The sequence below is a fragment of the Pseudomonas sp. CCC4.1 genome (assembly GCF_035019225.1).
GTDB classification, from domain to species: domain Bacteria; phylum Pseudomonadota; class Gammaproteobacteria; order Pseudomonadales; family Pseudomonadaceae; genus Aquipseudomonas; species Aquipseudomonas bubulae.
Map to the genome: position 1 here is coordinate 84,971 of NZ_JASJWL010000013.1, position 12,082 is coordinate 97,052.

The 12,082-nt window shown below is 59.2% G+C and carries 13 protein-coding genes; 7 read left to right on the top strand and 6 right to left on the bottom strand.

Annotation, left to right across the window (positions count from 1 at the left end; genetic code table 11):
• Positions 1 to 89: 89 nt before the first annotated feature.
• Positions 90 to 977 carry a lysophospholipid acyltransferase gene (locus QN377_RS08130; protein WP_094999589.1) on the top strand — a complete coding sequence of 296 codons (888 nt, stop codon included), beginning with the start codon at positions 90 to 92 and terminating at the stop codon, positions 975 to 977.
• Between the two features lie 122 nt (positions 978 to 1,099).
• Here QN377_RS08130 and QN377_RS08135 read toward each other — a convergent pair whose 3' ends face one another.
• The 5 genes from QN377_RS08135 to def all read right to left on the bottom strand — a co-directional run bounded on the left by QN377_RS08135 (position 1,100) and on the right by def (position 5,790).
• The gene (locus tag QN377_RS08135) at positions 1,100 to 1,411 is read right to left on the bottom strand and encodes a tetratricopeptide repeat protein (protein ID WP_094999590.1); all 312 of its coding nucleotides are present in this window, start codon (positions 1,409 to 1,411) and stop codon (positions 1,100 to 1,102) included.
• Between the two features lie 10 nt (positions 1,412 to 1,421).
• On the bottom strand, positions 1,422 to 2,798 hold the full coding sequence (gene trkA / locus QN377_RS08140; protein ID WP_094999591.1) for a Trk system potassium transporter TrkA: 1,377 nt from the start codon (positions 2,796 to 2,798) through the stop codon (positions 1,422 to 1,424).
• Positions 2,799 to 2,818: 20 nt separating this feature from the next.
• Positions 2,819 to 4,129 (bottom strand): 16S rRNA (cytosine(967)-C(5))-methyltransferase RsmB, encoded by a 1,311-nt coding sequence (gene rsmB / locus QN377_RS08145; protein WP_095017920.1) that lies wholly within the window; start codon positions 4,127 to 4,129, stop codon positions 2,819 to 2,821.
• Positions 4,126 to 5,076, bottom strand: a complete 951-nt coding sequence (gene fmt / locus QN377_RS08150; RefSeq protein WP_094999593.1) for a methionyl-tRNA formyltransferase — start codon at positions 5,074 to 5,076, stop codon at positions 4,126 to 4,128. The genes rsmB and fmt overlap by 4 nt, the downstream gene beginning before the upstream one ends.
• A 207-nt stretch (positions 5,077 to 5,283) precedes the next feature.
• Positions 5,284 to 5,790 (bottom strand): peptide deformylase, encoded by a 507-nt coding sequence (gene def / locus QN377_RS08155; protein WP_016782844.1) that lies wholly within the window; start codon positions 5,788 to 5,790, stop codon positions 5,284 to 5,286.
• A gap of 381 nt (positions 5,791 to 6,171) precedes the next feature.
• On the opposite strand from def, the gene dprA reads away from it, so the two are divergent.
• A complete protein-coding gene (gene dprA, locus QN377_RS08160; RefSeq protein WP_322213893.1) occupies positions 6,172 to 7,269 on the top strand; it encodes a DNA-processing protein DprA in 1,098 nt (365 codons plus the stop codon).
• A gap of 35 nt (positions 7,270 to 7,304) precedes the next feature.
• On the top strand, positions 7,305 to 7,862 hold the full coding sequence (locus QN377_RS08165; RefSeq protein ID WP_094999595.1) for an L-threonylcarbamoyladenylate synthase: 558 nt from the start codon (positions 7,305 to 7,307) through the stop codon (positions 7,860 to 7,862).
• 177 nt (positions 7,863 to 8,039) lie between these two features.
• On the opposite strand, the gene QN377_RS08170 is transcribed toward QN377_RS08165, so the two are convergent.
• A complete protein-coding gene (locus tag QN377_RS08170; RefSeq protein ID WP_095017919.1) occupies positions 8,040 to 9,017 on the bottom strand; it encodes a quinone oxidoreductase family protein in 978 nt (325 codons plus the stop codon).
• A gap of 152 nt (positions 9,018 to 9,169) precedes the next feature.
• On the opposite strand from QN377_RS08170, the gene hemF reads away from it, so the two are divergent.
• The 4 genes from hemF to QN377_RS08190 form a co-directional block, all read left to right on the top strand.
• Positions 9,170 to 10,084: an oxygen-dependent coproporphyrinogen oxidase gene (gene hemF, locus QN377_RS08175; protein WP_094999596.1), complete on the top strand. Its 915-nt coding sequence runs from the start codon at positions 9,170 to 9,172 to the stop codon at positions 10,082 to 10,084.
• Positions 10,085 to 10,106: 22 nt separating this feature from the next.
• Positions 10,107 to 10,928, top strand: coding sequence for a shikimate dehydrogenase (gene aroE, locus QN377_RS08180; protein ID WP_095017918.1), 822 nt, complete (start codon positions 10,107 to 10,109; stop codon positions 10,926 to 10,928).
• A gap of 49 nt (positions 10,929 to 10,977) precedes the next feature.
• On the top strand, positions 10,978 to 11,304 hold the full coding sequence (locus QN377_RS08185) for a DOPA 4,5-dioxygenase family protein (protein WP_094999598.1): 327 nt from the start codon (positions 10,978 to 10,980) through the stop codon (positions 11,302 to 11,304).
• A gap of 193 nt (positions 11,305 to 11,497) precedes the next feature.
• A partial coding sequence (locus QN377_RS08190; protein WP_323567618.1) for a hypothetical protein occupies positions 11,498 to 12,082 on the top strand: 585 nt, incomplete at its 3' end.

The following is a 12,082-nucleotide window of genomic DNA, read 5'->3' on the forward strand; positions in this document are numbered from 1 at the left end:
AGTAAAATCAAGCACTCAGCATTTACGATTGCTTCGCAATCGGACGCAGCCTTCGGCAGCTGCTACGAGTGCTTTCGAGAGATTATTCTGTGGAAAAGTTTAAAGGCGCCTTGCTGGTCGGGGCTTTGCGATTGTTTGCCATGCTCCCGTGGAGCGCGGTGCAACGCGTGGGCTCGGCCATTGGCTGGTTGATGTGGAAACTGCCTAATCGTTCGCGCGATGTGGTGCGGATCAACCTGGCCAAATGCTTCCCCGAAATGGACCCGGTCGCCCGTGAGCAACTCGTGGGCCAGAGCCTCAAGGACATCGGTAAAAGCCTGACCGAGAGCGCGTGCGCCTGGATCTGGCCGGCCCAGCGTTCGATTGACCTGGTGCGTGAAGTCGAAGGTCTGGACGTGCTCAAGGACGCCCTGGCCTCAGGCAAGGGCGTGGTAGGCATCACCAGCCATCTGGGCAACTGGGAAGTGCTCAACCACTTCTATTGCAGCCAGTGCAAGCCGATCATTTTTTACCGCCCGCCCAAGCTCAAGGCTGTGGATGAATTGCTGCAAAAGCAACGCGTTCAGCTGGGCAACCGCGTGGCGGCATCGACCAAAGAAGGCATCCTGAGCGTGATCAAGGAGGTGCGCAAAGGTGGTCAGGTGGGCATTCCGGCAGATCCGGAGCCCGCTGAGTCAGCCGGAATTTTTGTGCCGTTCCTCGGCACGATGGCCCTGACCAGCAAGTTTGTGCCCAATATGCTGGCGGGCGGCAAAGCGGTGGGCGTGTTCCTCCACGCATTGCGCTTGCCCGACGGTTCGGGTTTCAAAGTGATTCTGGAAGCGGCGCCCGAAGAGATGTACAGCACCGATACGGCGACCTCGTGCGCGGCCATGAGCAAGGTGGTCGAGAAGTATGTGCGGGCGTACCCGAGCCAGTACATGTGGAGCATGAAGCGCTTCAAGAAGCGTCCGCCGGGTGAGGCGCGCTGGTACTGACCAGACATGCATCCCGTGGGAGCGAGCCTGCTCGCGAAGGTTTCACAAGCGCCGCGATTATCTAACGATCTTCGCGAGCAGGCTCGCTCCCACATCAAGTTCCCAATATGAAGCTGGATGAATTACTGCGACTTATCCAGCTTCTTCAAAAACACCGTCATTTCTTTCTCGGCCTGCTTGTCGCCATGGGCCTGAGCCGCTGCAATCCCCTGCTCCCATGCCGCCCGCGCTGCCGCACGATCCCCCGCCGCCAGCTGCGCCTTGCCCAGCAGCTTCCAGGCCGCCGAATACTTGGGGTCAAAGCCGACGCAACGCTGCAGATGCTCCGCCGCTTTCAAGTTATCCCCAAGGTCCAGATAGCCCTTGCCCAGGCCAAAGCGCAGCAATGAGTTATCCACACCCTTGGCGAGCATCTTTTCCAGTGATTCCAGCATCCCTGACTCCTTAGAAAAAACTCAAGCCCACATGAAACAGCTTCTCTACGTCGCGAATATGCTTTTTATCCACAAGGAACAGGATGACATGGTCGCCGGCATTGATGACGGTAGAGTCGTGGGCGATCAGCACTTCTTCGTCGCGAATGATCGCGCCAATCGTGGTCCCCGGTGGCAAGTTGATTTCACCGATGCTGCGGCCAATCACCTTGCTCGACTTGGAGTCACCGTGGGCGATGGCTTCGATGGCCTCCGCCGCACCGCGGCGCAGTGAGTGCACACTGACGATATCGCCACGGCGTACGTGGGCCAGCAAGGTGCCGATGGTGGCCAGCTGCGGACTGATGGCGATATCGATTTCGCCACCCTGGATCAGGTCCACATAGGCCGGGTTGTTGATGATGGTCATCACCTTCTTCGCGCCCAGGCGCTTGGCCAGCAGCGAGGACATGATATTGGCCTCGTCATCGTTGGTCAGGGCCAGGAACACGTCGGCATCGGCGATGTTCTCTTCGAGCATCAAGTCGCGGTCCGAGGCGCTACCTTGCAGCACAACTGTACTGTCGAGCGTGTCGGACAAATAGCGGCAACGTGCAGGATTCATCTCTATGATTTTGACCTGGTAACGGCTTTCAATGGCCTCGGCCAGGCGCTCGCCGATCTGTCCGCCGCCAGCAATGACAATACGCTTGTAGCTTTCGTCAAGGCGGCGCATTTCGCTCATTACTGCGCGAATATTGGCTCTGGCGGCGATGAAAAATACTTCGTCGTCAGCCTCGATGATGGTATCGCCACGGGGTGTAATTGGCCGATCGCGTCGGAAAATCGCCGCGACTCGTGTATCCACATTCGGCATGTGCTCGCGTAGCTGGCGCAATTGCTGGCCAATCAGCGGGCCACCGTAATACGCCTTGACCGCGACCAACTGCGCCTTGCCCTCGGCAAAGTCGATCACCTGCAAAGCACCGGGGTGTTCGATCAGGCGCTTGATGTAGTTGGTGACCACCTGCTCGGGGCTGATCAGCACGTCGACCGGGATGGCGTCGTTATCAAACAACTCCTCGCCGCGTGTCAGATAAGCCGCTTCTCGTACACGGGCGATTTTGGTCGGGGTGTGAAACAGCGTGTAGGCCACCTGGCACGCGACCATATTGGTCTCGTCGCTGTTGGTCACGGCCACCAGCATGTCGGCGTCATCTGCACCCGCCTGGCGCAGCACATTGGGCAGCGAGGCGCGGCCCTGCACGGTGCGGATGTCGAGGCGGTCACCCAGGTCGCGCAGGCGTTCGCCATCGGTGTCGACCACGGTGATGTCGTTGGCTTCGCTGGCCAGATGTTCTGCCAGCGTACCGCCGACCTGGCCTGCGCCGAGGATGATGATTTTCATGCCGTCATTTCCTGGAACCGTTAGCTGCGTGCGGCAGCGATCTTGATCAGTTTGGCGTAATAGAAACCGTCATGCCCACCTTCTTGCGCCAGCAACTGGCGGCCGTGGGGTTGTTTGATACCGAACTGACCGGCGATATCCAGCTCGCGGGCACCCGGTGTCCGGGCCAGAAACGCTTCGATCACCTCGGTGTTTTCGGTCGGCAGCGTCGAACAGGTGGCGTAAAGCAAGATGCCACCGACTTCCAGGGTTGGCCACATCGCGTCCAGCAGTTCGCCTTGCAGGGTGGCGAGTGCGGCGATGTCGTCCGGTTGGCGGGTCAGCTTGATGTCTGGATGACGGCGGATAACACCCGTTGCTGAGCAAGGCGCATCCAGCAAAATGCGCTGGAATGGTTTGCCGTCCCACCAGGTTGCGGTATCGCGGCCGTCAGCCGCAATCAACTCGGCACTCAGGCCCAGACGTTCAAGGTTCTCGCGAACGCGCACCAGGCGCTTGGCTTCCAGGTCCACGGCTACCACGCCGGCGAGCTTGGGCTCGACTTCCAGGATGTGGCAGGTCTTGCCGCCGGGGGCGCAGCAGGCGTCGAGTACACGCTGGCCCGGGGCCAGATCGAGCAAATCGGCAGCCAGCTGGGCGGCTTCGTCCTGCACACTGATCCAGCCTTCGGCAAAGCCTGGCAGATTGCGTACATCGCAGGCCGCAGCCAGCACGATGCCGTCCTGGCTAAAGGTGCAAGGTTGAGCTTCGATCCCTGCCTCGACCAGCAACTGCAGATACGCATCACGACTGTGATGGCGACGGTTGACCCGCAAGATCATCGGCGGGTGCGCATTGTTGGCTGCACAGATGGCTTCCCATTGCTCAGGCCAAAAAGCCTTCAGGGATTTTTGCAGCCAGCGTGGGTGCGCAGTACGCACCACCGGGTCACGCTCCAGCTCAGCCAGTAAGGCTTCGCTTTCTCGCTGTGCATTGCGCAATACGGCGTTAAGCAGGGCTTTGGCCCACGGCTTTTTCAGTTTGTCGGCGCAACCTACGGTTTCGCCGATGGCGGCGTGGGCCGGAATGCGGGTGTAGAGCAGTTGATACAAACCGACCAGCAGCAATGCCTCGACGTCAGCGTCGGCGGCCTTGAACGGTTTTTGCAGCAGCTTGTTGGCCAGCGCCGACAGGCGTGGCTGCCAGCGCGCGGTGCCGAAGGCCAGATCCTGGGTCAGACCGCGGTCACGTACCTCAACCTTGTCCAGTTGCAGCGGCAACGAACTGTTGAGCGATGCCTTGCCGTTGAGCACGGCAGTCAGGGCTTTGGCGGCGGCCAGACGAGGATTCATTGTGCGGCACCCAAAACTGTACCGACGGCGAATTTCTCACGGCGGCTGTTGAAAAAATCACTGAAGTTCAGCGCTTTGCCACCAGGCAATTGCAGGCGTGTGAGGCACAAGGCGCCTTCACCGCAACCCACGATCAGGCCGTCCTTGCTGGCGGCGAGAATCTGTCCCGGTGCACCTTGAGCGTCAGCCAGGTTTGCGGCCAGTACTTTGAGGGCTTCGCCATTGAGCGTGCTGTGGCAGATCGGCCACGGGTTGAAGGCGCGGATCAGGCGCTCCAGCTCAACGGCCGGGCGGCTCCAGTCGATGCGCGCTTCGTCCTTGTTCAACTTGTGGGCGTAGGTCGCCAGGCTGTCATCCTGGACTTCACCTTGCAGCGTCCCCGCCGCCAGACCGGCAATGGCCTGGATCACGGCCGGTGGGCCCAGTTCGGCCAGGCGGTCGTGCAGGCTGCCGCCGGTGTCATCGGCGGTGATTGCGGTCACGGACTTGAGCAGCATGGGGCCGGTGTCCAGACCCGCCTCCATACGCATTACGGTCACTCCGCTTTCACTGTCGCCGGCTTCGATGGCGCGCTGGATCGGCGCTGCTCCGCGCCAGCGTGGCAGCAAGGAGGCGTGGCTGTTGATGCAGCCCAGGCGCGGAATATCCAGCACCACTTGCGGCAGGATCAGGCCGTAGGCCACCACCACCAGCAGGTCCGGCTTGAGTGCAGCCAGTTCGGCCTGGGCCTCAGGGGCACGCAGGGTGGGTGGCTGCATCACTGTGATGTTGTGCTCCAGCGCCAGCTGTTTGACCGGGCTTGGCATCAGCTTTTGCCCGCGCCCTGCCGGACGGTCCGGCTGGGTGTAGACCGCGACGATCTCGTAAGGCGTGTCTAGCAGTGCCTTGAGGTGTTCGGCGGCGAATTCTGGGGTGCCGGCAAAGACGATGCGCAGTGGCTCAGTCATGGAATACTCACTTGGAATAGGGGGGCGCGGGAACTGACGGCAATGAGCCAGCGAACGGACCGGCTGGCTCATTTTCATGTGGGAGCGGGCTTGCTCGCGATGAGGGCTACCCGGTGTATCAGCAGAACCGTGTTGGCCCGATCGCGAGCAAGCCCGCTCCCACATCGGGTCCCTGCCAGTTCGGGAGTGTTGTGCGTTTTATGCCGATCAAGCGTTCTGGCGGTGCAGTTTTTCCAGTTTCTTCTTGATCCGGTCGCGCTTGAGCGTAGACAGGTAATCGACGAAGAGCTTGCCGTTGAGGTGGTCGCACTCATGCTGAATGCACACCGCCAACAGGCCTTCGGCGATCATTTCGAAAGGTTTGCCGTCACGGTCCAGCGCCTTGATCTTGACGCGCTGCGGGCGATCAACGTTCTCGTAGTAACCCGGTACCGACAGGCAGCCTTCCTGGTATTGGCCCATCTCGTCGGACAGGATCTCGAACTCGGGGTTGATAAACACCATCGGTTCGCTGCGATCTTCGCTCAGATCCATGACCACGATGCGTTTGTGCACGTTGACCTGGGTCGCGGCCAGGCCGATACCTGGCGCCTCGTACATGGTTTCAAACATGTCATCGATCAACTGACGGACTTCGTCGTCCACAACCGCCACGGGTTTGGCGATGGTACGCAGACGCGAGTCTGGGAATTCGAGGATGTTCAAAATAGCCATAAGTTTGTTTGGTGCACTGTGTGAAAGATTCAAAAACGGTTGTCAGGTGGGTCCTGGGGACTCGAGCAACCTGTGCAAAACGTCTCCTTCAGAGAGAGCCCGCTCGGGCTCAGGCGTTTCACGCGAGAGCACATAATAAAGGGATTCACCCACGGATGAAACGACTAGCTGCCGGGCTGCACCTGTGCATGTCTCAATTTGAAACCAACCTGCCCGGCCTCCAGGCGACGTTCAACTAATGTTGGGTTTCCCATTGGCGTTTCAAGTTCTGCCAAGGGGCTCAACCCGGTACTTTTCATCGTTAGCCAAACAACTTGTCAACAGAGTTATCCACAGCTTGTTCCTTACAGCCAGATGGAATAACCGATCAAGGATGATCCTATGCCACCCTCAGAAATATCCCCAGCAGAGTTGGAGGCCCGCTTGCGTTTGCACCGTTTGCCCGACGTTGGGCCACGGCGTTATTACAGCCTGTTCAGAGCCTTTGGTTCGGCCAGTTCGGCGCTCAGCGCACCTGCCAGCGCCTGGCGTGCCCTGGGGCTGCCCGAGGGGTGTGCCCAGGCGCGGCGCAGCCCTGAAGTCCGTGAGGGTGCCAGCGCTGCATGGCGCTGGCTTGAGCGCTCCAGACACCATGTGCTGCTGCATGATCAGGCCGATTACCCGGCGCTGTTAAGCGAATTGAGCGATGCCCCGCCGCTGTTATTCGTGGCGGGAGAGCCGTCAACTCTGGAAAAACCGCAGTTGGCGATGGTCGGTAGCCGACGCGCTTCGCGGCCAGGGCTGGACACCGCGACCGCCTTTTCCCGCAGCCTGGCTGGCGCCGGTTTTGTGATTACCAGCGGGCTGGCGCTGGGGATTGATGGCGCAGCGCATCAGGCTGCTCTGGACGTTGGCGGGCAGACAGTGGGGGTTTTGGGGACGGGCCTGGAAAAACTTTATCCACAGCGCCATCGGGCATTGGCAGACGCAATGATTTGCAACGGTAGCGCCGTGGTATCGGAGTTTCCTCTGGACGCCGGGCCCCAAGCCGCCAACTTCCCGCGGCGTAACCGCATTATCAGCGGTTTGTCCCTTGGCGTGCTGGTGGTCGAGGCCAGCGTGTCCAGCGGCTCGCTGATTACTGCCCGTCTCGCCGCAGAGCAGGGGCGCGAGGTGTACGCCATGCCCGGTTCCATCCACCACCCTGGGGCGCGTGGCTGCCATCAGTTGATCCGTGATGGCGCTACGCTTGTCGAGACCGTTGAGCACATTCTCGAAGGCCTGCGTGGCTGGCGCTCGATGCCGTTGCCCACAACAGAAATGTTTACTCCAAGCTGTCATCCATTAGTGCAATTGTTGCAGGCAGCGCCCTATACCAGCGAAGCATTGGCCAATATCAGCGGTTGGGATTTGCCCCGATTGCTGGCTACTCTGACCGAGCTTGAACTGGCGGGGCATGTTGTACTCGAGGGTGGGCGTTGGTTTGCTCGCGCCAGCTAAGTACACTGCGCGCAGCACATATCTGGAGACATTCAATGATCAGCACCTGGCGCGTCCAACAAGCTGCAAGAGCCATTCGCGCAGGCGCGGTGATTGCCTATCCGACCGAGGCGGTCTGGGGCCTGGGCTGCGACCCATGGGATGAAGACGCGGTCGAGCGGCTGCTGGCGATCAAATCGCGGCCTGTGGATAAAGGTCTGATTGTGGTGGCAGACAACATTCACCAGTTCGACTTCCTGTTTGAAGACTTCCCCCAGGAGTGGATCGACCGCATGGCCAGTACCTGGCCAGGGCCGAACACCTGGCTGGTGCCGCATCAGGGCTTGCTGCCCGAGTGGATCACCGGGGTACACGATACGGTGGCGCTGCGCGTGAGCGATCACCCGCTGGTGCGCGAACTGTGCGCGCTGGTGGGGCCGATTGTCTCGACCTCAGCCAACCCGGCAGGTTTGCCGGCAGCGCGTACTCGCTTGAAAGTGGAGCAGTATTTCCGTGGGCAAATCGACCATGTGTTGGGTGGCAACTTGGGTGGACGTAAAAACCCGAGCCTGATCCGCGACCTGGCGAGCGGCAAAATCGTACGCCCGGCGTAATGAGTTGCAGCCCAACCGATCTTGTAGCAGCTGCCGAAGGAACGAGGCTGCGTCCGGTTGCGAAGCAATCGTAAAACCTGAGTCCGAGATTTTTCTGAACGACCACAGTGTCTGGTTTTACGACGGCTGCGCCGCCGAACGCAGCCTCGTTCCTACGGCAGCTGCTACGAATTTGTTTTAAGGCAACAAAATCGTCGATCCCGTGGTTCGGCGCGCCGACAGTTCCGTCTGCGCCTTGGCCGCATCAGCCAACGCAAAACGCTGGCTGATATCAACCTTGATTGCACCGCTGCGGATCATCGCAAACAGCTCATCGGCCATCGCTTGCAGGTTTTCGGCGCTATTGGCGTAGGACGCCAACGTCGGTCGAGTGACATACAGCGAGCCCTTCTGCGACAAGATCCCCAGGTTGACTCCAGTTACCGCGCCTGAAGCATTACCAAAGCTGACCATCAGCCCACGTGGTGCTACGCAGTCCAGTGACGTTAGCCAGGTGTCCTTGCCTACACCGTCGTAAACCACCGGGCACTTCTTGCCGTCGGTCAATTCCAGTACACGCTTGGCAACATCCTCGTGGCTGTAGTCGATGGTTTCCCACGCGCCCAGAGCTTTGGCGTGGGCGGCTTTTTCGGCCGAACTGACCGTGCCGATCAATTTCACGCCCAAGGCTTTCGCCCATTGGCAGGCAATCGAACCTACCCCGCCTGCAGCTGCGTGGAACAGGATGGTTTCACCCCCTTTGAGTTCGTAGGTCTGACGCAGCAGGTACTGGGTTGTCAGGCCCTTGAGCATCACGGCGGCGGCTTGTTCAAAGGAAATATCCTCGGGCAGTTTCACCACATTGGCTGCAGGCAAAACGTGCAGTTCACTGTATGCCCCCAGCGGCCCGGTGCCGTAAGCGACGCGATCGCCGACGTTCACGTTGCGCACGTCACTGCCCACCGCATCAACGATCCCCGCCCCTTCATTGCCCAGCCCGGACGGCAGTTCTGCCAGCGGGTACAAGCCACCCCGGTAATAGGTATCGATGAAATTCAGACCGATGGCCTGATTGCGCACCCGAACTTGCTGCGGGCCCGGCTCGGCGGGTTGGTAATCGACATACTCAAGCACTTCAGGGCCGCCGTGGGCCCGAAACTGGATACGCTTTGCCATCTGCACTGTCCTCGCTCATTTCACGAAGCCACCATCCAACGCTGAAGCGTGATCTTCGTCAACTGCGGTGAGCCGGAGTGCGGTGTTATGCTAGCCCCCCTTTGCCGCCGGCCCCGCACGCCGCGTCGCTTTGCCCGATTTAAGGTGATGTCATGACTACTCGCACCGAGGCTGTAAAAGCCTACCTGCTCGACCTTCAAGACCGCATTTGCAACGCATTGCAAACGGAAGACGGCGGCACCCAGTTCGTTGAAGACGCCTGGGAGCGCCCGGCGGGTGGTGGCGGTCGTACCCGTGTAATCGAAAACGGCCACGTCATCGAGAAAGGCGGGGTCAACTTTTCCCATGTCTTTGGCAGCGGCCTGCCACCGTCGGCCAGTGCTCATCGCCCTGAACTTGCGGGCCGTGGCTTTGAAGCCCTCGGTGTGTCGCTGGTGATCCACCCGCACAACCCGCATGTGCCAACTTCCCACGCCAACGTACGTTTTTTCATCGCTGAGAAAGAAGGCGAAGAACCGGTCTGGTGGTTCGGTGGTGGCTTTGACCTCACCCCTTACTATGGCGTTGAAGAAGACTGCGTGCACTGGCACCGCGTGGCCGAGCAGGCCTGTGCGCCATTTGGTGCCGATGTGTACCCGCGCTACAAGGCGTGGTGTGACACCTACTTCCATATCAAGCATCGCAATGAGCCCCGTGGTATTGGCGGCCTGTTTTTTGATGACCTGAACGAGTGGGATTTCGACACCTGTTTCGCTTTTATTCGCGCCATTGGTGATGCCTATATCGACGCCTACCTGCCCATCGTTCAGCGCCGCAAAAACGACGAATACACTGCCCAGCAGCGTGAATTCCAGGAATTCCGCCGTGGACGCTATGTGGAATTCAACCTGGTCTATGACCGTGGCACCCTGTTTGGCCTGCAATCGGGCGGTCGCACCGAGTCGATCCTGATGTCCCTGCCACCGCAAGTGCGCTGGGCTTATGACTGGAAAGCGGAACCGGAAAGCCCGGAAGCGCGCCTGACGGATTACTTCCTGCAAGACCGCGACTGGTTGGCCAACGCCTGACACTGCCCGAGGAGCTTGCCTGATGGACCGTTACGTTGTTTTTGGTAACCCGATTGCCCACAGCAAATCCCCGGTGCTGCATCGCCTGTTTGCCGAGCAAACTGGCCAGGCCATGCAGTACGACACCTTGCTGGCACCACTGGATGATTTTGCTGGCTGCGCAACGGAGTTTTTCCTGCAGGGGCGTGGCGCCAATGTGACAGTGCCCTTCAAAGAAGACGCCTACCGCCTGGCGGATCAACTGACAGCTCGGGCCCAGCGAGCAGGAGCGGTCAACACCCTGAGCAAATTGGCCGATGGCGTTTTGCTGGGGGACAACACCGATGGTGCAGGGCTAGTGCGCGACCTGACGGTCAATGCCGGTTTCAGCCTCAAGGGTAAGCGCATCCTGATCCTGGGCGCGGGCGGTGCGGTGCGGGGTGCGCTGGAGCCGCTGCTGGCTGAAGGGCCGGCCTCGGTCACCATCGCCAACCGCACCGTTGAAAAAGCCGAGTTGCTGGCCGAGTTGTTCAGCGACCTGGGCCCGGTGGCTGCAAGCGGTTTTGACTGGCTGCACGAGCCGGTCGACCTGATCATCAATGCCACCTCGGCCAGCCTGAGCGGCGAACTGCCCCCCATTGCCAGCAGCCTGATCGAGCCGGGTAAAACCCTGTGCTACGACATGATGTATGGCAAGGAGCCGACGCCGTTTTGCGTGTGGGCCAGCGGGCATGGCGCGGGTCAGGTGATGGATGGTTTGGGCATGCTGGCCGAACAGGCCGCCGAGGCGTTTTATCTGTGGCGCGGGGTGCGTCCGGATACTGCACCGGCGCTGGCTGAATTGCGCCGGTTGCTGGCGCTTTAAAGCAGCCCTCTCCCTCCGGGAGAGGGCGGGGTGAGGGCAAGAGGTACTTATGCAGCGAATCAAGGGCTACCACGCCCATGTCTACTTCGACGCTTCGACCATCGATCAGGCGCGCGCCTTGTGCGAAGAGGCCAGGCGACTGTTTGGCGTCACCATGGGCCGCGTCCACGAGCGCCCGGTGGGCCCGCACCCGGACTGGAGCTGCCAACTGGCTTTCGGCCCTGAACTGATCGGAGTCGTCCTGCCGTGGCTGGCGCTCTACCGGCACGGTTTGGTGGTGTTTATGCATCCCGATACCGGCAATGACCTGCTGGACCACACCGACCATGCAATCTGGATGGGCGCGATTCGGCCGCTGGATTTGTCTGTTTTTTAAACGGGGGCGCGCAGTTCAGCGCCCGGTTTAACCCTCTCCTACATAAAATTATTAGTTACGGAAATATCCGACATTAAGTACGGCGGCTTCGCTGTGGTTATATTTTGATACCGGGTCTAACGTTTGAATATGCACGATATATAAGATTTTTAATATCGCATGTTCGGGGCTGACGGTGCGAGAAGATTAAGCCATGTTTGTTGTTATGCCGTTTTTAGCACTTATTTATCTCTATGTATGGTCGGCACTGGTTAAGTCGTCGCTGGTAGTTATTGCTTCCAGTTTTCACTGGTTCTGGATTATAGACGGCAAGCAACCTCATGAACGAACCTATGCCCTGGCGTGTGGAAAATTATCGGGAACAGTATTTGAAATTTCCAGAGCTTATATGTTTTTTTGGCCAGAATATGAAGGGAAAAGCTCTTGGGAAAAGGGGTTTATAAATAATAAAAAGGGGTGTGATGCAAATTTAGTTAGTTTGGGGTTCGAGTTGTTATGGCCTAGCATGGAGCCTGCTTACAGTATGGAGATCCGCCCTGGATTTATCAGTGTGTCTCTGTACCCAGGTCCAACTCGCGAGGTCAATGCAGCCTCTATGATCGATTTCATAATTAGGCAGCGTAAAGTTTCCGATGATCAGCGAGACAACTTTGATGAAGCGTTAGGGTTGTTTTATGAATTAAATGCAACCGACTCAGGCTATATAGGCCAAGGCAGAGTCTCGCTCTATTGGACTGATGCCAAGGCTGCGGAGCAGGTCATTATAGAGTGCAAGTTC